This window comes from Fibrella aquatica (assembly GCF_041321135.1).
In the GTDB taxonomy this organism is placed as follows: domain Bacteria; phylum Bacteroidota; class Bacteroidia; order Cytophagales; family Spirosomataceae; genus Fibrella; species Fibrella aquatica.
In genome coordinates this window covers 262,908-285,538 of the sequence record NZ_JBGGWF010000001.1, presented here as the reverse complement: position 1 = coordinate 285,538, position 22,631 = coordinate 262,908, and the positions used below count along the sequence as shown (strand labels likewise).

Sequence of the window (22,631 nt, the reverse complement as noted above, 5' to 3'; positions counted from 1 at the left end):
CAGATTAGCCGTTCACTCCGCAACAAACGCCTGAATAGGAGCTACTAAGCCTGCTAACTGGCGTTCGATATAAGCCCGTTCGTTGGGCGACCATTGGCGGGGCTGTCCGAAAACACAGGGCTGTAAAATACCCCACAGTTGCCCGTCGGCCTGTACGTGCGCGTGGATTAGGGCGCGGTGGCCAAAGGTTCGTTGCTCAAAATCGCGGTTCACTACGTCGGGAGATGCCCTGTCAACGTCTTCTACATATACCGTAGGCTGCATATCAAGCCCAGCTCTGATGAGCGGGTCTTCTTTAGGCAAGTTCGTTGTATCGGGTTGCCAATCGGGTTGAATGGTGTCGGGAATGGTTTCGTTTCTACGCCACTGAAAAGCGGTTCGCCCCCGCTGCTGATCGGGCTGACGAACGTATAGGAAACAACGGTCGACGCCCAGATAGCGACCAATTTTTTCAACAGCTTTCTGCAATGTAATCTCCGCTGTTGTCTTTGACATGGGTGTATTCATATCCTGTTAACGCTATAGATGTATTAGAGTTGTGTGCAGTACCTGCCTGATCAGGCAACGGCTTTCCGCTACGCCTTTTTCGCCTTTCCAATCAGCACAGTATCAGCCTATCCGGGACTATATTTTTTTTAGGCGATTCTGTTGAGTCCACGGAATAGTATTTCGTGTCACTTTTTCATTCAGGCAATAGAAACCAGCGCCAAGTAGCTTTCCACATAGCTAAGCCTACTCGCCTGCCATACTCTCTATGAACTCACTCTATCAGCGCCTGTCGATTCTACCGATGCTTCTGCTGCTCGCCTCTATTTGTCTGGCCCAAAATGACGTTCTGGTGATTAAAGAGCGCATTGTAGCCGATCTGATGAGCACCAAAATCAGCGACTCTGCCGTGGAAGCGATCATGGCCAGGATGAACGATGATGGCAGTTTTAAAGGAATAAACTACGAAGACCTGAGCCGAACAGCGAGCTTCCCCCACGGTGGGCATACGCGCGATCTGGTCTATATGGCCAAAGCGTATAAAAACAAGACGTCGCGGTTTTACCAGAGCAAACCCTTGAAAGAACTTATCGTTAAAGGGCTGACCTACTGGGTAAAAAACGATTTTGTAGGCGACAACTGGCACGATAACCAAATCACTACGCCCACCAACTTGGGCGATCTAATGCTGGTGATTGGCGACGAACTCCCCAAGGACCTGGTCACCGGGGCGCAACCCATGATTGGCCGGGCCAATATGGATGCATCGGGTGCGCGCCCAAGCGGCGATCGAATTGTGATTGCGGGCATCCTGGCTCAAAATCTGCTCTTCCAAAACGACTATCAGGCGTTTGACAAAATCATCAAAATTATCGAGGGGGAGCTGAAATTCTCGACCGGTGAACGGGGGTTGCAACACGACTACAGCTTTCACCACCGCGTAGACCGGGTCAACAACACCTCATCATACGGGTACGGAAAATACGCCAATGCTTATGGCGACTGGTCGTTTTACGTGGCGGGCACCAGATACGCTTTTTCTAAAGAGAAGATAAACCAGTTGGTTGATTACTACCTCGACGGCATCTACAAACAAATGGTCTACGGCATCTACGAAGACATCAGTGTGAAGAACCGAAGCATTTCGGGCAAGGCCACGTTCCACCCGCAAAGCACCCTTGAAATAGAACGGTTGCTGATCAGTACCGATTACCGGAAAGCCGAGCTGGAAGAGATTATCCGCCTCCGCAAAGGAGAAGCGAAACCCTTGGCCTCGTTCGCTAAGTTCTTCTGGCAAACCGAACATTTCGTATTCCAGCGCCCTCGCTTTTACACCACCGTTCGTATGTTTTCGACCCGAAACCGAAACATGGAAGAGCCTTATAACGGCCCCGGGAAAACGACCCACCACCGCGCCGACGGCACTAATTACCTCATGCTGAAAGGCGACGAATACCACAATATCTGGCCGGTATATGACTGGCAAAAAATAGCGGGCACTACCATTCTTCAGAAGAAACAACTCCCCAGCCCCGACCAAATTCAAAAAGAGGGATTGACCGATTTTGTGGGGGCTGTCACCGACGGCCTATACGGCGCGGTAGCTTTCGACTTCAAAAGCCCGCACGACGGCGTTAAGGCGAAGAAAGCGTGGTTTTTCTTCGATGAAGAGTACGTTTGCCTCGGCACCGGCATTGAATCGAAGCCTGATATGCCGGTGGTCACCACCATCAATCAGGTACTGATGCGGAGCGATGTACGGATGATGCAGGATGGTGAGGTAAAGAACGTACCCACGGGCAGTCAGCGCTTCGATAAGGTGAAATGGGTGCATCAGGATAAGGTCGGCTATATTTTCCCCGAGGCGACGACGGTTAACCTGTCTAATCGACCCGAAACAGGCCGTTGGTCAGATATTACCGATCAGAAAAACATCAGTAAAGAAGTGGTGACTGAGCCTGTTTTCGCATTGTGGTTCAATCACGGCAACAAGCCTGCAAACGCCTCGTATCAATACATTGTGGTGCCCGATGTATCTGAACAGCAACTGGCCGAAACCGGGAAAACGAATCGCTCGATCGAGATTTTGGCCAATACGTCTGATTTACAAGGTGTATCTCACCGGCAATCAGGACTTACGCAACTGGCTTTCTACAAGTCGGGGGCTATCGACATTGCCAAAGGCGTGAACGTACGTATGGACAGTCAGGGCATGGCTATGCTCAGGATGAAAAACGGTAAGCTGACCGCGCTGACGCTGGCCGATCCGTCCCGAAAATTGAGCCGGATTACCCTTTCACTAACAGGCAGTTACCCGTTGAAAGGCGATAACTACCAGACGCTGATCGACAAGAAGCAGAACCGAACGCTATTCATCGTAGATATGCCTCAGGGCGTCTACACCGGTAAAAGTGTCGAACTGAAGTTGTAATTTTGAGTATATACGGCTATTATAACCTACGATATGACACAGACAACAGCGACCAAACTCAACCCAGTCCAGTTGCATCTACTTCAATTGTTTTCACACGAACTGGGGCAGAACGAATTAGCTGAGATCAAATCTTTGTTAGCCGACTACTTTGTTCGGAAAGCTGATGAAGAAATGAAGCATTTACAGCAACAGAAGCCTACTGCGCAGGCCGACTTAGACGCTCTCCTTACGTCGCATCTACGCACCCCTTATCAAAAATCATGAGGGTTTTACTCGACACCAATATTTCGTTGGTAATTACCCCTTACTTCTCTATCTACCGCTGGGTTTACGACGCACTCCGTGATGGCCAATTTGAGTTGGTTGTCTCAACCGAGATTCTTGACGAATACGCCGAATTACTCGAACGGCAGTATTCAGCTGACTTCGCCGAGCGCACGTTGCTTGCGCTTGATAACTTCCCAACAGTTATCCGTGCTGAGCCAGCCTACAGATTTCGTCTGATTGAAGCTGACCCAGATGACGATAAGTTTACGGACGCAGCAATAGTCGGAAATGCCGATTTTATAGTGATCAATGATCGCCATTTTAATTGTCTGGAAACTATTCCATTTCCAAAAGTTGAGCTACTTGATTTTGCAGCTTTCTGTGACCGACTCAAGGAGTAGTCACTATATAAATTTGCCTATCAAGTAGCCATTAATCTAAAGCACATCGGGCGTATTGGTCAGAAAACAGCCCTGTAATCAACTCAGAATGCCCTTCACGATTTTGCCTTCTACGTCCGTCAGGCGGTAACGTCGGCCCTGAAATTTGTAGGTCAGTTGCTCATGATCTACGCCCATCAGGTGCAGCAACGTAGCCTGAAAATCATGAACGTGGACCGGGTCTTTCACAATGTTGTAGCTGAAATCGTCGGTCTGTCCGTAGGAAAAACCGGCTTTCACGCCCGCGCCCGCCATCCACATGGTAAAGCAGCGTGGGTGATGGTCGCGGCCGTAGTTGGTGGCGGTCAGTTTCCCCTGCGAATACACGGTACGGCCAAACTCACCGCCCCACACCACCAGCGTATCTTCCAGTAAGCCCCGGCGTTTCAGGTCCACGATGAGCCCGGCCGTGGCCTGATCGATCTGCTTACACTGGTGCGATATGGATTTGGGCAACGAGCCGTGATGGTCCCAGCCCTGATGGTATAGCTGCACAAACCGCACGTCTTTTTCCAGCAGTTTCCGGGCCAGCAGGCAATTGGCCGCATAAGAACCTTTATCGCGGCTGTCGGGTCCGTAGAGGTCGAAAACCTCGTCGGGTTCGTTGCTGGTATCCATCACCTCGGGCACCGATGTCTGCATCCGAAAGGCCATTTCGTACTGGGCAATGCGCGCGTTTACTTCAGGGTCGCCCCAGCTTTCGTTCTGGATTTGGTTAAGCTGGGTCAGGTAATCGAGCATCTGTTTCCGGTCGGCACCGTCGTAGCCTTCGGGGTTGTTCAGGAACAGCACCGGGTCTTTGCCCGAACGGAATTGCACGCCCTGGTATTCAGACGGCAGAAACCCATTGCCCCATAACCGAGCGTATAACGGCTGATCTTTAGACGCGTTTTTCGACACCAAGACAATGAAGGCAGGCAGATTCTGGTTTTCAGACCCCAAACCGTAGTTCACCCACGAGCCAATGGACGGGCGACCGGGTAACTGATGCCCCGTCTGGAAAAACGTAATGGCCGGGTCGTGGTTGATCTGCTCGGTGTACAGCGATTTGATGATGCACAACTCATCGACCACTTGCGCCGTGTAGGGCAGCAGTTCGCTCACCCAGGTCCTGGATTTGCCATGCTGCCCGAATGCATACGGCGAGGGCGCAATGGGCAGGGCCGCCTGATTGGCGCTCATGCCCGTCAGCCGCTGCCCCCTCCGAACCGAATCGGGGAGCGATTGGCCCAGCATTGTGGTCAGTTTTGGTTTATAGTCGAAGGTTTCAAACTGCGACGGGCCGCCCGCCATGAACAGGTAAACAACCCGTTTGGCTTTCGGAGCTACTCGCTGCCGGATGCCTTCGAGGGCGTCTTCGTTGAGGGGGGTACCAACGGCCCGGTTACCCAGCAGACTGCCTAGCGCCAGTGTACCAATACTCGAGGCCGTTTGGCGCAGAAAATTCCGGCGGTCGAGGTTCCGGTTCAGCTCGGTCAGGTCGGGAATGTTCAGCTTAAAAGCGGCAGGGTGCCCGTGTTCGTCGTGATGTGCTGTCATGTTACCGTTTGAATACCGTGGCATCTGAGTTGAGAATGGTGCTGGCAACTACCGCATGGGCTGCAATCAGCGCCGGATCGAGCGTTGCCTTAGGGCGGTGAAGCCCCGCCTTGAGCCAGCCTTTTACTTTAACCGGATCTGCCTTGAATTTCTCGTATTCAGCCTGTTGAAGCTTTGTTAACAAGGCAATTTCCCGCGATTGAGGCATCCGGCCGGTCAGTCGCCGGTAGGTTTGGGTAATGGCCTGCTGCACAGTAGCCTCCTGCGCCATTTGCTCGCCGAGTACGGTAGCGGCCTCTACAAACGTCGGGTCGTTGAGCGTCACCAGCGCTTGTAAGGGCGTGTTGGTTCGTTGCCGACGCACCAGGCAACTACTCCGCGCCGGAGCATCGAACGTACCCAGCGTTGGGTTCGGCACCGACCGTTTCACAATCACGTAGAGGCTTCGGCGGTAAACGGCATCGGTGGTGTCGGCTTTGTAGGTCATGCTGTTGATTTCCCAGAGGCCATCGGGTTGGTACGGCTTCACGCTTTTACCACCGATTTTTGGGTTTAGCAAGCCACTGGCCATGAGAGCATTGTCGCGGATCATTTCGGCCGAAAGTCGCGTGGCGGGTCCGCGTGCCAGCAACCGATTCTCCGGATCGCGCTCGCGAAGCTCAGGCGACGTATATGAATGCTGCCGGTAGGTGGCCGACATCACCATCAGCTTCATCAGCCGCTTCACATCCCAATTATAGTCAGTTTGAAACGTAACGGCCAGCCAGTCGAGCAGGTCGGGGTGGCTGGGCATCTCGCCCTGATTGCCGAAGTCTTCGACAGTTTTGACCAGACCCGTACCGAACAGCGTCTGCCAGTAGCGGTTCACCGCCACCCGGGCCGTCAGGGGATGATTGGCGTCGGTCAGCCATTCGGCCAGACCGAGCCGGTTTTTGGGACGGTTCGCGCCAAACGGTAAAATGGCGGTTGGAGTAGCGGGAAACACTTCTGGCCCCGGCATGTCATATTGGCCGCGTTGCAACAGAAACGTCTTTTTGGGCGTGGCCATTTCCTGCATCACCATAATTTCGGGAATAGACCGCATGGAGTCGCTGAGTACGGTCCGGCGTCGGCGTAGTTCGTCCCTGGCGGCGCTTACGGCCGCGTTTTCGGCCGACAGGTAATAGGCGTGCAGGGCGGCTCTGTCATTGGCGGTCAACTCGGCGGGGGATTTAGCGGCTACGGTTGCCCAGCTTGTTTTTCGGGAAAGTACGCCGATCTCAAACGGAGTGAGCGTACGATCATACACCACCACGTCATTGGCCTTTCCACCTTTAAAGCCCAGCCCCCGCCACCAGCCGCCGATTTGCAGAGGCGGTTCATTTTTCTGGAAGAAAATAATGTCTTTGTACAGCTGGTCGATGATCGTTTCCATGGGTAGTTCATCACCGTCGAGATAAAGTTTAAAACCGGCTGCTTTCGATGAACCGTCGTAGGTCATGGTTAGCTGCACCCAGGTTTCGCGCGGCACCGGTCGCAGGCTTTGCCGCGTGATGGCGTTAGACGGGGCCGTATGCGCCATACTGATTTCCAGCCGGTTGTTTTTCATCAACAGGTGATACCCTTTGAAATTATAAAGCCGCTCGGCATTACTCTTGTGAAAAATCACACCTTCCTTAAAGTTCTTAGAAAACCAGACCCACAGCCCTACCGAAAACGGCTCTGACTTACGGAACACGCCTACATCGGTCAGGTGCGCGTAGGCATCGCCGTTCAACAAAAGCACTTTCCCGCGCGATTTGCTGCCGACTGGTGCCGCTTCAAAAACGGGTTTATCGGGCTCGCCCGCGTCGCGCTTCATGGTTCCTTTCTGCTTCGGGTTCACCTGATTCGTCAGAGAATCTTCGAAGGTATAATAGCCCTGTAACCCCGCCTTAGGCACCGGCTGATCGGCCAGTTTCTGATACGCCTTCGAGGCTATCCACCCATCGGCCGCTGACTTCGTCCCCGATTCAACCTGGGCAAGTACCGTCTCCTGCTCCGCAATGTTCGCCTTTAGAAACCGGAGTAGTTCGTCCTGTTTTCTGGTAGGCAGCGGCAGGGCGGGCGTAGGTATGTCGTCGTTCCAGGAAATCTGCCCGGCTTCGCGTACGTTGTTGAAAAAGCCGTACAACTCGTAATAATTCTTCTGCGAAATGGGGTCGTACTTATGATCGTGGCAGCGGGCGCACCCCACCGATATGGCCATAAACGCATCGCCCAGCGTGTTAGTACGGTCCATGACGTACTCGGTCTGGAACTCCTCTTCCACAATACCGCCCTCCATGTTCTGTTGATGAAGCCGGTTGAAGGCCGTGGCAATCAGCCTGTCGCGGGTGGGTGACTCACCGTTGGGCCGGAGTACCGTATCACCTTTCATGAGGTCACCGGCCAGTTGCTGATGAATAAACGTGCTATACGGCATGTTCTGGTTGAACGCCCGGATGACCCAATCGCGATAGGGCGACATATCGCGGAGCCGGTCAACGGTGTAGCCGTGGGAGTCGGCGAAACGGGCCAGATCCAGCCAATCGGTAGCCATCTTTTCACCGTAATGGGGCGATGCCAGGAGCCTATCTACCTGTTTTTCATACGCATCGGGGCTACGGTCGGCCGCAAACGCGTCGAGTTCGGCCAGGGTTGGAGGCAGGCCGGTGAGGTCAAGCGATAACCGGCGCAGGAGTAAATCTTTGGGCGCTTCAGCCGACGGTTTCAGCCCTTCTCGTTCCAGCCTACTCACCACGAACAGATCGATTGCATTGACGGGCGAAAAAGCCGTTGGCTGACTAAGCATCGGCGGGGCTTTTCGGTCGGGTTTTACAAAGGCCCAGTGCGGCTTATACACAGCCCCGTCTTTAATCCACTTCAATAGCGTAGCTTTCTCCTGCGCCGACAGCGACAGGTGCGATTGGGGCGTAGGCATCCGATATTCAGGATCGTCGGACAGTATACGCAGGGCGGCCTCACTTTTTTGCCAGTTTCCGGGCTTAATGGCCACTTTCCCCGGATTTTCGGGCAGCGGACCATAGGCCGTCTGCGCCATATCGAGACGCAAACCGGCTTTCTGCTTGGCCTTGTCGGGACCGTGACAGGCAAAGCATTTATCCGACAAAATGGGTTTTACGTGCTGATTGTAGTCGAGCTGAGCGGGCAGCTTGTCGAAGGCCGCGGCTACATCGGTCGGCAGTTTTACCCCATCGCCGGGAGCCTTTGCAGCCTCGTTTGGCGACCACAGCCAGCCGAAAGGCAGACTGACACTGGTCAGAAAGAAAAGTACGTATCGTAGCATACCTATTCCGTTCAGTTTACAGGGTTTTGTTAGAATCGGGCCGGGTTTTGGCCAGCTGCAACGCTCCGGTTTCTATTCTCAGGTTGGGCCGGGCCTGTTGCAGCCGCCGAATCCCTTCCGGGCTCGTTTGGGTTTGCCACAGATACACGACTTTCAGATTCGGGTAGCGGGTAAGCACGTCCAGCCCTTTATCGGTCACCACCGTACCGTAGAGGTTCAACTGCTCCAGGTTCGGCAGCGACGCCAACGTGCCCAGACCCTCGTCGGTCAGGCGGGTTTGATCGAGGTTGAGCCGCGTCAGGTTTTTCAGCGAGGTCAGGTACGTTAGATCCGCATTGCTCACCGGCTGACCACTCAGACGCAGATGCACCACCTGTTGACTAATGCCTCCCAACTCGGCCAGTAGTTTTGGATCAAACGTACGTACGTTGACGAAGTTGGCCGACAGGTAGTTACCCCCTGCTGTTAGTGTCGACAGCGTTACCTGCTGCTGCTTTAGCAATGCCAGCGTGATTGGGTTGGGTACGTCAACAGGCCGGGCCAACACCGTCGATTCCAGGCTGACGGGTCGACTTTCGGTATCGACCGCTGTCAGTTGGCTCGAATCAATTCGGGGCAAAACGGGCAATGGCGGCATGAGTTCGGGGGTGATTGCCAGTTGAGCCGCTGAATTTGGCTGAATGACCTCTACCTGTTCGATGAAAGAAGCCCCCTTCTGAATCCAGTGGTAAATGGCTATGATTTGCTGGGTAGTGAGTTGCAGCTTGCCTTTGGGGGGCATATGCATATCGTCGCCTTCGGGCAGCAGCAGGTATGTAAAGAGCTTGCTTTTCTGCGCATTACCAGCCAGTAGAATCTGCCCGTTTTTGCCGCCCTGCCGGATAAATGCCTCGGTGTCGAGCCGGAGCCCTCCTTTTTTCTTAGTGGCCGAATGACAGCTGTAGCACTTGGCTTTCAGGATGGGCACCACCTGATCGCGGTATAAAAACGTGCGTCTGACAATCGGCTGACCGCTATTGTTGACCGAATCGGCTGGTTGTGAATTTGCCTGACTAGCCACAAACGACAGACTGGCCGGTGCCGTATCAGCCATTTGCTTTGTGTTGGCAAACAGATAATCGTCGCCATGGGTAAGCACCCCACCAAAATGCCCGGCAACACTGAGAAACCCAACCGTGAGCAGTGCGACCGGCCAGCGGTACCGTTTCAGCAAAAACGTGATGGTGGCCAGACCGGTGGTAGCCAGACCCGTCCACTGATGCCTGGCTACCAGATCGGCATCGTACTCGCCCGACTGAGCCAGCAGCCAACCCGCCCCACAAGCCAGCCCGGCCGACAAAGCGCCCAATCCCCAGGCTAATGATACCGCAGCGTCGACGTCAATCTTTTTCAGCCGACCGTAGCCCATCAGCCCCACCGCAAACAGCAGGATTCCGATGGGCAGATGCACCAACAGCGGATGAAAACGACCCACCAGTTCGGAGATAGGCATAACGCAGTAAAGGAACTGATTCAGCGATAGTTATGACCCTAAAAGTAAGCAAATCGTCTTACTACCCATTCCCCAATATCCGTATGATACTGTAACCTGCTTCGACCCGGCAGAGGGCAGTGTGTATTTCGCTGTAAATAGTCCCGAATCGGGTGCGGTTTCCTGCACGACCACCTTTACGGGTTCTTTGCCGTCCAGGCTTACCAGCACCCAACCCGATTCAGACTTGGTGGGGTCCAGATTCAGGGTTGCTGTCAGTTCAAGCGTAACGGTTTGACCTGCTTTCACCGTTGTCAAGGGCTTTTTACCGCTTGCATTCAGCACCTGAATTTTCTGGGTACCCAGCGGGGAAAAGGTGAGCGTAGCCATCCAGCCACGGTTAGAGATGGCCCAGCCTTCGGTGGCGTATGCGTTCTGACCAATGTGATCGCCCTGCCCCTCGGCCGATTTCTCGGCTACCGACAACGTACCTGGCCGCGGAAACTGCGCGTCGAGCGGAGTACCGTCTAGGGTACCACGAACCTTGCCGAGCATACCATATCCGTTGGGGTGGCTGCGGGGCCAACCGTGTTCTACCCCGTCCCAATAGCCGTTGATGGCCAGCCGATCGGCGCTTTTGTTGCTCAGGTGCGCGCCAACGGGGTTTATCCCAAACACGAAATTGACCTGCGACCAGCCAATATCGCGTAACTCACGGTCATCCAACAGATGCGCCACCACAAACATAGACCCGCCAAGCGCCGGGGCACCTCCCAATTCTTTGGTGCGGGGGTGTGCCCATTCGGTATCGCTGTGAACCCTGTACTGCCAGAAATTAGCGGTTTTCTGCTTCATGTGATCGCGCCAGGCCATGAGTTTCTCGCGAGTGCCTTTGGGTGCTTTGTCGGGTGCAACGAGCAGGAAAAAAGCCAGCGCCTGCGGGGTGATATGCTCGGCGTTGCGAATCCACCACATATGCCGGGGGTTATTGAAATCCCAGTTTTTGATGATGTCTTCGGCTCCTTCCTGCGCCCAGCGAAGGTACTTGTCGGGTTCGCCGTCAGCTTCCTCTTTTTCAGAGAGATACATAAACAGATTACTGAACACCGACTGCCCAAAGGCATTACCCATCTCGTTAAATTCCTGAAAGCCTTCATCGACCCACTTATTGCTCTGTGTCCAGTACCGCACCACTTTGTGCCGGTCATACGCCTGCCAACGCTTGCGGCATTCATCGCGGTATTTCAGGTACGTTGCACGGGGCAGGTGGGGCTTCAGAAAACTGTGATACCCAGCACATACCGCAGCCAGTTGGTCGAGGGTGTTCCAGTAGTCGTAATTCATGCGGGGTTGCCCTTCGTAGCCCAGCGTACCATGTCGATTAGCAACCGGGCCGTTGTAGTCGACGTGGTGGTAGGCAAACTCGCCATGCCAGAGGATGAGGTCGATCAGATCAGCCGTTTTTTTGTCGCCCAGCTCCGTCGTCCAGCGGTCGAATAAGGCGGGGTTTGAGGCATAGAATAAAGTTTCAAAGGTTGTTTCCAGACCATAGGAGCCCTGATCGCGGGAGGGGCCACCGCCATATACTTTTGCTTCATTGGAATGGACGGGATCTTCGGAACCACGCACATCCACAAAAAAATCATAGGCCAGTTTCGACGAAATGCTTTCAATCAGGTGGTCGGCAATGCGAAACGGCACCGAGGGTTCACGACCCTTGACCGAAATGACATACTCAGCCAGCCCATTTTTGGGGTTGAACGTGGAGAAGTCGCCCGCCCGATTTTTGATCGTTCCCTTGTAGACAACCGCTTTATCCGCTTGCCGGATAACCTGAAAGGGTGTACCATCAACCGCTTCGTAGCAGACAAAGCGTTTGGCTTCACCCCGGTTGTAACCAGCCTGATTAACCAGGGGTATGGCCAGCGGCTTAGCAGGTTGTGCCAGCCCTGAAACGGTCAGAAAAAGAAGCAGTAATACAGAAAAATGTTTCATTTTGAGCGTGTTAAGGGTACGAAAACATTCATTGAGTGGGTACGTTTATGGATACCCATAGCACCAAACAGCAGTTTAGGAACGCCCTTTTCGGTGTACAGGCAGGGACGTTCCAGCTTATCATCGAAAGGCTGGCCATTTTCCTTGAAAATTACTTTGTTCAATACCTTGGGGTAACGGGCCGGTTGCCAGTCGAAGCCGTTAGCAGACGTCATTAAGGCCAGTCCTCCGCTTTCACCGGTGAATTTGCCAACAACGTCGCGCACGATGGCGTAGCTTTTACCTCTGTAATGCCAGAGGTAGGGGTCTTCTGCCACCATCCACTCACTGCCCCGGTCTTTGGCCTCAAAGATGGGCGACGGATGTTTCACAAATGGACCGGTTAGCGACGGGGCAAAGGCAACGCCAAACCGGACCTTTCCGCCTTTCATCGTCCCATTTTTCTCGACCTGCTTATAGACCAGAATCACCCGCCCGGCCGCATCGACCGTAACCGCCGGGTTCGATACCATCAGTGCGTCATGCGCGGTGCTATCTGACCCAACATCGAGTACCGGCTTGTCGAATCGTTTCCACTCACCTTCAGGATCATCGGCCACGGCCACCCCAATTCGCTGGTTGTTACGGTACTCCCACCAGCCCGCATCACCCGATGAAGCGGGCTGCTTAACGGTCGCTTTACCGGTGGTGCCCATGTAAAACAGGTAAAACTTACCCTTATGCACCATCGCGGCAGGGTTATGGGTACATACGCCATCCCAGTACTGTGCCCCCCGAGCGGGCAAAATAACCTTCAGGTGCTGATATGGCCCTTCGGGTTTGTCGGCGCGGGCCAGGGCAATCTCCGAATGCGTTACCCACGCTTCATGGCCATTCGCTTTGGGCCAGCGGGCATACAGCAGGTAGTACTTGCCGTTATTACCCTTCACCATCGACCCGCACCAGATGTTGTAGTCGGGCAAGATGAAGCGATTGGCTTCCGGAACCGGTTGCACCATGGCACTAATGTCAACGCTATCCATCGATGCCAGCCACCCTTTTTTGTCCAGTGTCGGCTGCTGAGCAAAAGCCAGCTGACTGATCAGCCAAAGAAATAGGATTCGCATGGCTATAACCCTGTTTGTTGAACAGCTACCAAACGCACCGGCCCAACAAGTCCGGCAGGTTGGAGCGGGCTATCTTTCCGGTGGTAGTACCAGACCGAAAACGTTTTTCGACCCGCCGATGGCCGGGGCTTTTGCTGGATAAACCAGTCGGGGTAGGCTTTTATAGCTCGCCCCTTATCATCTCGGTCTGGCCCCCAGTCGAAATCGGCCGGGTATTGCTCATCGCCTATTAGCCGGTTAGCCCAGTTATTGGTCACCTTGATCTCCAGTTGATTTTGACCAACTGTCAACGCATCAGTAATGTCTAGCTCATAGGGTGGATACCAGAGAACGCCGAGTTTTTTTCCGTTGACACTGACCTCAGCCAGGTCGTTGAGCTCACCCAGAGCAAGAAACAGGCGCTGATTTCGAGACAGATCCGTCGACTTCACCAGCATGGTTTTCTGATAAGCCGCCGTGCCGGCGAAGTAGCGTACGGCCGTATCGGGGTGCTGGCTAAAATCGACCAGTCGGGTGAATGACCGTTGAAACGGTGTGCCTAGCTTCGGCGTAAAGGCCACCCGCCACTCCCCTTTCAGTTCCTGAGCTGGCTGACCGCCCAGGGTAATCCGGCGCGTTTTGCCCGACGAATACGTCACGTTTGCCTGGAGCGACTCTTGGCTTTGCAACATAGGGATGCCGGTTGCCGTGGCATTGACAATCCAGTGAACAGCCGTATCGGCAACCGCAACGCGAATGGGGTGATCGACGTTGGAAACGGGTTTGCGAAACACGACAAACACCGACTGCAACCCCTTCAGATAAAGCTGTACGCTGGTCCGGCCATTTTTCTGTTGCCAGACCGGCGCGTTTCGAATGCTACCATCTTCGGCTTGCCATAACTCCGGCTGTTTTCCAGCGATGCGAAACGACAGGGTTACCCGCTGGGGTACGTCTGCCTGATTGGCAACGAAATAGAGATCACTGCCTTGCTCGCGCCGATGAGCGGCATGCACCTTACTGGCATCATTGGCCGATTCAACGACAAAATCGGGTTGGATACCAAACCGGCGAATGGCTTCGGCGACTGTAGGCAGTATTGCTCCTTTCTGATCTGTGTGGGCCGGTTTATTGGCGCCCCACAACTGCTCGCCAAGGACACGTAGCGTGTCGTCGCAGGCGGGGTAATTGACCAGACTCGGTGACGTTGTGGGCCGGGCCGACACGACCGTAGCCCCCGCCATTACGAGCCGTTTTATTTTTCGGGCCACTTCGGGTAGCATTTGCCCGGTCTTCGGAAAAGCGATGAACGGATAGGTACGTCCCGAAGCCAGTACGATGTTGCCTTTTTCTACCCGAATGCTGTCGCGCAGGAAGTCGGGGATAGACAACACATCGGCAAACCCCTCCAGTTTACCCACACACAGGTAATCGGCTACCTGCTGACCTGACTGCAATAGCGCCTGACAGCGGCCTAGATACGCAAAAAACGCTTTTCCGGGTTCGGCCCAGGTTTGATGACGGCTAAAGTGCGTGCCCCACCACCCCATGCCCATACCGGGCTGGTACCGATCATCGAAAGGCTGATGGACCCAGTGATGCAGAATGAGCCGGTTGATACCGCCCACAAAGGCACCATCTGCCGACTGTTTCAGAAAGGCCGGATCTTCTGTCCACTGGCTGGTTTCCGGCCGGCCTGTAAACGCTTCGGCACCCACAAGTTGTTTACCTGTGGCATGGGCCACGGCCGGAATCGGGTTTGTGGCCTCCCAGGTTCGGTGCGTCCAGAACTCGCCCATTGGCAAATCGGCCAGGGCGGCACCTTCCAGCATATCGAACGGACCCGAATAAGGTTCAAACTGGAGGGTCAACCCCGTTTCGTTCAGCTTCTTTTTAGCAATGGCCCAGCCCTTTTCGTAAAATAACTGACTGATCACATCGCGGTAATCCCATAAAAACCGGGTGGTCTGCTCCTTGTTTTCCAGAATCTGCCGCTCGCCTTTGTCAGCTGTGCCGGTTAGCGACGGGGTGAAACAGAGCAGCCACGGAAGCGGATCATAGCCTTTTCGTCGGCGGAATTCGTCCTGCAAACCAACCGTCCAGTCCTGATGATCCGCCTCATAGCTATCGATCAGCATATGCCGGAAGGACTTGCCCAGATAAGGCCCCAGGTGATTTTTGAGTGGCTCCAGTACCTGATCCCAGTGAAAGTTCGTCTGGTCGGCATTCATTTTATCGACCTCTAGTGAATGGCCAATAAGCTCGTCAGGTACGGGGTGTGGGTTAGCCATGGTGGGTGAGTGGCCAATTCGGTAAACGGTCCATTTGCCAGCGGGGGCGCTCCACGTTAATTGCCCGTTTGCCGTCATGTTGCCCGTCAGATCAACCACATCCCGAATACCGGCATTGGCCTTTTCGGGTAGCGCCAACACCACCATATCCCGGTAATAGGTGGCCGGGGTCCGGGTGCTGCCCCAGCCGGTGAAGATGGGTTTCGGCGGCTCAGCGAGGACTACGCTTAGCTGTTGACCTCCCTCAACATTGGTTTTGCTCCAAACGAGTTTTTGCATGGCTCGCTCCTGCGTAACCCAGGGGCCACCGGTTGTTGAGTACCCAACGGTATTATGAAGGCCAATTTCCAGCCCTAGCCGACTGGCTTCTGCGGCTGCGTGTTTCAAGGCCTCCCAATAGGCCGGGCTGCGATAGGTCTGATGAGGCCACGGATTATTTTGAGTGGGCACATGCGTCTCCTGAACCGCCGACGAGAGATTAAAAATAGTTGCCCCGCCTATGCCAGCCTCTTTCATGGCTTCGAGGTCTTTGGTAATACCTACCTTCGAAAAATTTGACCCCATCCAGTGCCACCAGACATAAGGCTTTGCGGTTACGGGCGGATTCCGAAATCGGTTCTCCAGCGTTGATGGCGATTGGGCAATCGCTACGGGTAATCCGGCACAGACCAGTATGAACCGGAGCAAAACGTGAAAATGATGTTGGTTAACCTGACAGGATGATTTCATCGGTGAAAGAGTTAGTTCGTAATCACTGACAGTAGATGATTTAGGCGACTCTTTTCTTTCGCCACAAGCTGCACTTGTTTTACCAGCGTACCATACCGTACCGTATACGTACCTGTCGTGCCGGCAGTGAGCGTCGTCTGTATCAACTTCCCGGCTTTCCAGCGCATATCGACCGTGACGCCACCCCGCGCACGTAAGCCGGTTACTGAGCCGTCTTGCCAGGCAGCGGGTAAGGCCGGCAATAGATCGATTTCGCCCGTATGGCTTTGCAACAGCATTTCGGTTACACCCGCTGTATAGCCAAAATTACTGTCGATCTGAAAGGGCGGCCCCACGCCAAAAAGATTTGGGTATGAGCCACCATCGAATGAGTAATTTGTTTTTTGCAGATCACGGGCGGTTACCAACCGCTGAACGAGGGCATGGGCGCGAGTGGCATCCCGAAGTCGTGCATACAGGTTGATCTTCCAGGCGGAACTCCAGCCAACGCTTTTTTCGCCCCGCGCATTTAAGGACACCAGAGCAGCCTTAGCCCAGTCGGGTGTTGATTGAGGATGAATTTGTCGACCTGGATACACGGCAAAAAGGTGTGAAATATGCCGGTGGTGATCCTCTGGGTCATCTACATCGTTCATCCATTCCTGCAACTGGCCCCATTTGCCGATTTGGGGACCCAGCAACCGATTTCGAAGACTATCAATCAGAAGCTGGTGTTTCTTGTCCAGATTCAGTATCCGGGCCGCTTCCAGATAGTTGGTAAACAGGTCATAGACAATCTGCTGATCGTACGAAGCTCCGGGGTATTCAGCCACATCCTTTTCATTCCGACCCGGTCCGTGTTCGGGCGACCATCCATCGGGAGTGATCAGCTTTCCAGTAGGCCCAACAACCAAATGCCCCGCCCAATACTCGGTGACTTCTTTAAGTAGGGGATATGCTTTATTTTTCAGGAACGTCTTATCGCCACTAAACGCGTAGTGCTCCCAAAAATGCTGACTTAGCCAGGCACTACCCGGCCGGTGAATATGCCAGGACGATGTGCCCCCCATGCTGTTGTTGGTACTGTAGATGATCCATCCCTTATCCGTCTTCAGCATAGGATCAGTTGATTTTTTCTGAACTGCGGCCAGGTTATCGACCCAGTCGAAGAGCGGCATATGGCATTCAGGCAAATTCGTTTGTTCGGCCAGCCAGTAATTCATCTCCACGTTGATGTTGGTCGTGTACTGCGAATACCAGGGCGGTTTTACTTTGTTGTTCCACAAACCCTGCAAGTTGGCAGGTAACCCACCGGGGCGCGACGAACTGATCAGCAAATACCGCCCATACTGAAACAGCAGAGCTTCGAGGGCTGGATCTGCTTTTCCCTGCGAGTAAGCAAACAGTCGGTCTGGGGTCGGTGACTGGCTCCCTCCAGCCACCGACCCCAGTTGCAGGCTGACCCGACCAAACAACGCCTGATAATCTCGCACATGAGCCATCTTTAGCTGTTCCACCGATTTACCTGCTGCGCTGGCTAATCGGCTATTGAGCAGTTGATGAGGATGCGCGCCGACGAAGTTTTGGGCTTCATTGTTGACGAACGATGTACCGGCGACCAGTAGCACCGTAACGGCAGTAGCCTTATCGACGTTAATACCGGCGGTAGTGGCAGTAACAGTTCCTCCAGTGGCTACCACACGTACCTGCGATTCGTAGGCCATGCCATTTTCGAGTGTTCCGGTAGCGATCAGTTTACCATCCTCTACCCGGATCGGAGCCTGGTGTGCATCGGTAAGGCGAATAAGTCCGGAAAGCTGACCTGCCTTGCTGGCCGTAAAACGAAGTACCTGCACCTGATCGGGGAAACTGGCGAAAGCCGTTCGGTGGAAACGTACCCCGTTTGCTTCGTAGTCAACCGTATGTACGCCGTTTTGCAGATTCAATTCACGCCGGTAGTTACGCACACGGCCAACTGAGTCGAGGTCAACGAATAGATCGCCAAAGGGCTGATAGAAGCCGACTTTCCGGGTGGTGCCGGTTACCAGTGACTGTTCGTTGAATTGAAGGCGCTCTGACCGGATACCGCCAAACACCATCCCGCCCATTCGGCCGTTACCGATTGGCAGGGCTTCGAGCCATTGCACGGCCGGTTTCGTGTACCAGAGCGCCGTTGCTGCAGCATCTGTTCGGGTGGGTTGGCCTGTTACAGCGTGCCAGCCGGTCAGCAGGACAACCCACCACAGGCTTGCGGTTAGTTGCAATAGAATTCCGGTTCGTTTATTCATAACAGCGAATCTCCATCAGCGAAGCGGGGGCGGCTCCGTTCATGGCATTGAGGTGAAAACTCAGGCTGGTTGTGCTGACTGGCTGATCAAATTGAATTAGATGGCGGGTTTGGTGATTGTTGGCCTGTTCGTACACCCGCTGTTGCCTGTCGTTGCACACCACAAAATCACGGACACAAAATGGAATCGTTGTTTCGGGGTGGGTCATCAGCACCGATTCGAGTGGGTGATCGAAATCCGTATCGAAGCTCAGGACCACTTCACGAACTTGCTTTGGTTCGGGCCAGGTCAGCGTAAGCGTCGGCTGCGGGTCAGTGGGTTTTGCCACCCAGGCGTTGGGTACGTTGGTGGGACGCTGAAGGCCGTTTCGCACGTTCTCCGATCCAAAAACCCGAAGGCCCGGCTCGATCTGAACGGCCAGATTATGCCCTTTGGGTCGACGGTCGGGCGTCCAGAACTCAAACGCTTCTACGCCAATGTCGTCGGTAGGTTCCTGTTTGCCCCAGTTCGACACGGCCGGATTCGTCTTGTTGAATACCGACACGATACCCGACACCCGCATTTGACTACACTGAACCGATACGTGTTCATTTTTCAGGAAACAGATAAAGGCATACCCATCGTAAGGCATGGTTTCGGAGAAGGTTAGCCTGATGGGCTGTTTGCCTTTGCTCAGGCTGATTTCGCGCCGGTTAAGCGTTTGGTCAGGCGTGTGGTTTTGGGGTTTGCTGCTTACCCGCAACTCAACGGTCAGCGTCGTGTTTTGGGCGGCAACCACCCAAAACGTCAGTTGCGGAACCCGCCCCGCCGTAAGTGGCAGCATCTGCGCGGCCGAATGCCGTAGCGCAAACATAGGGCCATCGGGCGGCAGCTCAGTCAGCACCAACTCGCTTGATACTGAGAGCGTGGCCTGATGGGTCAGGTCCCGCTCGTCGTGCAGCCTGAAACCGGGAATATGCTGACCCGTTTTGAGCAAGGCTTGTTGCAGCGCCTTGAGCAGCCGTGGCTCGGCCGTAATGTCGCGGGGAAGCGATCCTTGTTGGCGGCAAAGGGCAGCGGCCATTCCCACTGCCTGACCGCCATGTGCGCTCGTGCCCATCACCCGCGACGAGCCAAAGGCCACGTGCGAAGCCGAAATAATGCGCCCGACCAAAAACAGGTTCGATACCGTCCGGCTGTAGAAACTCCGAAACGGCAGAGGGTAAATGCCTTTACTATGCCACTGATTACAGCCGGGTTTTTCCGAGAAAACACCATCAGCCGGGTGCAGGTCGATGCTCCAGCCGCCAAAGGCCACGGCATCGTGTTGGGTACGTTGCTCCACCACGTCCTGCTGAGTAAGCATATAGTCGCCCTCAAATCGGCGACTTTCGCGTTTTCCGGGAATTTGCCCCACCCATTCCAGCGTCAGATTGGCCGCTTCGGGAAAATTCCCCGAGTTTTTGATGTAGTTCCAGGCGCCATACACCACCTTCCACAGTTCCCATTTAATGTCTTCGGTGTGGTGAACAGTATCAAGCCGACCGCCATATTCCAGCCACCATAACCGACAGCCGTAGTCGCTGGTATTGAACGAACGGAAGCGCGGAATCTGAGTTATATCGCTCAGCGCATAGGCGGGCGGCACAAAGCGTACGGGCTTGCCGGTGTCTTTGGTATAGAAATACAGGGAGTGACCTAGTAACTCGCCATAATCGGCCGATGGGGCAAACTTTTCGCCAAACTCGTCGGCGGATTCGGCACCCATCCGAAAGGCTGCCCCGGCCTGAAACGCAACAATACCGTCGCCCGATGCATCGCAAAACAGCGGTGCCTCCAGCTCGTAGGTCGTGCTGTTCTGCGCGCAAAACGCCTGTACCGACTCAATACGCCCGGTAGCTTCACCGGCCATGTTTACGCTGTACACCGCCGTGTTGAGCAGCAAGGTAATGTTGGGTTCAGTAACTACTTTTTCGAGCAGGATGGTATCAAAAATTAGCGGGTTGCCTTCCGGGTTTCGGTACAGATTTTCGAGCAGGAGTTCATCGATAACGCCCCCCTCGCGCGCCCAGCGGTTGTTATTGCCCATGTGCGACGTAGCCCCCAGCACCCAGAGCCGCACTTCGCTCGATGAGTTTCCGCCCAGCACGGGCCGGTCCTGCACCAGCACCACCCGAATACCAGCCCTGGCGGCTGTGATGGCGCAGCAAACGCCCGAAAGCCCTCCGCCTATTACCAGTAAATCGGCGTCGTGCCGTACCGCCCGAAGGGGACGTTTATCAGTTGCCTGTTCGCGTATCATTCGTTAAATCAATCGTTTGAGTAAATACCGTAAAGCCCGTTGGTTTACTAATGTCAACGGGCATTGCCTTGTCGAAACCACGTACCTGAAATGTGAGATTGGCGCTCTGCCCCGGTAATAAATCGGGAATTGTCAGCATGGTCTTATCGGCTTTGAGCTGGTATTTTTTAAGCGCGTAGGACGGAAAGTCATTGCGGGCCGTAACGCGCAGGGTAATCGTATGCATGCCCGCACTACCCGTAACCAGGCTCACTTTTTCTACCGTTACGGGGGCCATACCGGTCTGATGCGCCTTGTAGAGCGGGCGTTTCGAGCGATCGCCCCGGACAAGGCCCCACGGACGTGTGCCATCGGGGTTGGTGCCGTCGTGCCTACTCAGGTAATCGTTGAACGACCACCACGACGCCCCCACCACGTAGGGCAATTGCCGGATATCTGTCAGGAATTTATCAAGGTGCGTCACCTGTCCGGCTTCACCGTCCTTCCCATCGGCCCGCGTACCATATTCGCTGATAAAAATCGGCTTATCGGGATACAGCGAATGAATGTGTTTCAGCACGTTGGCGTGATTGCCGTAGGTGTTGGTCGAGATAAAATCACAATACTGGCTGGCCTCGTCTTCCGGTTTTTTAGGCAAAATATTGAGCCGCATCGACGCGAAGGTGTAGAGCCGCGTTGGGTCGAGTTCACGGGCGTAGGCGATCATGTCTTTCGTCCACCGCTGCCCTGCCGGTTGTTCGGAGAGGTACTCGTTACCCACGCTGTAGGCTATCACACTGGGGTGATTCCAGTCGCGTTCGGCCATTTCGCGAAACTGCTGCCTGAATTTGGTGCGTATGGTGTCGTTGTCCATCTGCCGGGGCGTAAGCTGCCAGTTACCCGCTTCGCTGATGATCAGCATACCGTTACGGTCGGCCCAGTCATACACGGTTTCAGAAGGGGTGTAATGGGTAAGTCGGTGCAGTTCCATACCCGCTTCTTTCATCAGCCGCATGTCTTTTTCCACTACCCAATCGGGCTCCAGCGAACCCAGACCGGTATAATCGACCACTCGGTTTCCCCCGGCGACCTTAATCGGTTGCCCATTTAACAACAGTTGGGCGTTGCGAACCTCCACTTTCCGAATGCCGAAATGCGTTTGAACGGTGTCAGTTGCAGCCACTACCTGCACATCATACAGGATCGGCTGGTCAATACTCCAGAGTTTCACGTCAGCGGCTTTCAGCGTGGTTTCAGCTTCGAGCAAGGCTGTTTGCCCAGCGGCTACCGAACCCGGCTGTTGCTTCCAGGTTAGTACGACGGGTTTACCGTTCTGCTCGACTCGAAAGGCCAGTTTTGGCGTAACGGTCTGCCTCCCTGCGTTCCGAATCCGGGTTTTGATGCTGAGCCATGCCGTACCTTTCGCCAAATCCGGCGTGGCTTCGACTTTTACATTGTCTACGTACACCTCCGGCTCAACGGTCAGGTAAACAGGCCGGATAAGGCCGCCGTAATTGAGCCAACCGGGAAACGATTCGGGCAGGTTGTTGTCTTTCGCACCGGGTATGGTCGTCGTTTTCCAGGTGTTGTTATTCACCGAAATGGCAATGGCATTCACCGCCCCGTTGCCAGTTTTCAAGTAATCGGTAATATCGAATTGAAAGGGCGTGTAGCCGCCTTCGTGGGTGCCGACTTTCCGGTTGTTTAGCCAAACTGTGGTTTCGTAGTAGGCCGCGTCGAAGTGAAGAATAACGCGTTTACCCGCCGTTGGTTGAAACGGAAAAGTCCGGCGATACCAGGCGGTACCGGTATAAAACTGAAAACGGGGATCGACGGAGAAGCAGTGGGGCACGGTTACCTTTTCCCACCGATTCAGCGAAGCATCTTCCCGGTACCAGTTGCCTCGTTCGCCCGCATCGACGGGATCGAGGGCAAAGCGCCATTCACCATGCAGCGGAATAGCATTTGGGTCGCGAATCGTGTATTGAGCTGCCAGTGAAAGAGGGATCAGCCAGAAGAAAATAAAGAGACGATTAATCATGAGTATGGTAGTAGGTTGA

General features: G+C 54.4%; 13 protein-coding genes. 3 read left to right on the top strand and 10 right to left on the bottom strand.

Translation table 11 applies throughout. The annotated features are described in order from the left end of the window. Positions 1-12 precede the first annotated feature (12 nt). Complete coding sequence (locus tag ACAW87_RS01030; protein WP_370721283.1) at positions 13-495, bottom strand: GAF domain-containing protein; 483 nt, start codon at positions 493-495, stop codon at positions 13-15. Positions 496-754: 259 nt separating this feature from the next. Between ACAW87_RS01030 and ACAW87_RS01025 the strand changes: the two genes are divergently transcribed. Genes ACAW87_RS01025 through ACAW87_RS01015 form a run of 3 tightly spaced genes read left to right on the top strand, consistent with a single transcriptional unit; the run spans position 755 to position 3,588 of the window. Further along, positions 755-2,917, top strand: coding sequence for a polysaccharide lyase family 8 super-sandwich domain-containing protein (locus ACAW87_RS01025; protein WP_370721282.1), 2,163 nt, complete (start codon positions 755-757; stop codon positions 2,915-2,917). A gap of 33 nt (positions 2,918-2,950) precedes the next feature. Continuing rightward, entirely contained in the window at positions 2,951-3,184 is a 234-nt protein-coding gene (locus ACAW87_RS01020) for a DUF8507 family protein (protein ID WP_370721281.1), read from the top strand. Then, positions 3,181-3,588 (top strand): putative toxin-antitoxin system toxin component, PIN family, encoded by a 408-nt coding sequence (locus ACAW87_RS01015; protein WP_370721280.1) that lies wholly within the window; start codon positions 3,181-3,183, stop codon positions 3,586-3,588. Before ACAW87_RS01020 ends, ACAW87_RS01015 begins: the two co-directional genes overlap by 4 nt. A gap of 78 nt (positions 3,589-3,666) precedes the next feature. On the opposite strand, the gene ACAW87_RS01010 is transcribed toward ACAW87_RS01015, so the two are convergent. Genes ACAW87_RS01010 through ACAW87_RS00970 form a run of 9 tightly spaced genes read right to left on the bottom strand, consistent with a single transcriptional unit; the run spans position 3,667 to position 22,612 of the window. Next, positions 3,667-5,166, bottom strand: coding sequence for a DUF1501 domain-containing protein (locus tag ACAW87_RS01010; protein WP_370721279.1), 1,500 nt, complete (start codon positions 5,164-5,166; stop codon positions 3,667-3,669). A 1-nt stretch (position 5,167) separates the two neighbouring features. Next, positions 5,168-8,473, bottom strand: coding sequence for a DUF1553 domain-containing protein (locus ACAW87_RS01005; protein ID WP_370721278.1), 3,306 nt, complete (start codon positions 8,471-8,473; stop codon positions 5,168-5,170). Positions 8,474-8,489: 16 nt separating this feature from the next. Further along, positions 8,490-9,965, bottom strand: coding sequence for a c-type cytochrome domain-containing protein (locus ACAW87_RS01000; protein ID WP_370721277.1), 1,476 nt, complete (start codon positions 9,963-9,965; stop codon positions 8,490-8,492). Positions 9,966-9,995: 30 nt separating this feature from the next. After that, positions 9,996-11,939 (bottom strand): cellulase N-terminal Ig-like domain-containing protein, encoded by a 1,944-nt coding sequence (locus ACAW87_RS00995; RefSeq protein ID WP_370721276.1) that lies wholly within the window; start codon positions 11,937-11,939, stop codon positions 9,996-9,998. Then, positions 11,936-13,045, bottom strand: a complete 1,110-nt coding sequence (locus tag ACAW87_RS00990) for a glycoside hydrolase family protein (protein ID WP_370721275.1) — start codon at positions 13,043-13,045, stop codon at positions 11,936-11,938. Before ACAW87_RS00990 ends, ACAW87_RS00995 begins: the two co-directional genes overlap by 4 nt. A 2-nt stretch (positions 13,046-13,047) precedes the next feature. Then, positions 13,048-16,044, bottom strand: coding sequence for a glycosyl hydrolase (locus ACAW87_RS00985; RefSeq protein ID WP_370721274.1), 2,997 nt, complete (start codon positions 16,042-16,044; stop codon positions 13,048-13,050). An 11-nt stretch (positions 16,045-16,055) separates the two neighbouring features. Further along, entirely contained in the window at positions 16,056-18,311 is a 2,256-nt protein-coding gene (locus ACAW87_RS00980; RefSeq protein WP_370721273.1) for a glycoside hydrolase family 95 protein, read from the bottom strand. Beyond that, on the bottom strand, positions 18,304-20,592 hold the full coding sequence (locus tag ACAW87_RS00975) for an FAD-dependent oxidoreductase (RefSeq protein ID WP_370721272.1): 2,289 nt from the start codon (positions 20,590-20,592) through the stop codon (positions 18,304-18,306). The genes ACAW87_RS00980 and ACAW87_RS00975 overlap by 8 nt, the downstream gene beginning before the upstream one ends. Beyond that, positions 20,570-22,612, bottom strand: a complete 2,043-nt coding sequence (locus tag ACAW87_RS00970; RefSeq protein ID WP_370721271.1) for a glycoside hydrolase family 2 protein — start codon at positions 22,610-22,612, stop codon at positions 20,570-20,572. The genes ACAW87_RS00975 and ACAW87_RS00970 overlap by 23 nt, the downstream gene beginning before the upstream one ends. Positions 22,613-22,631: the final 19 nt, after the last annotated feature.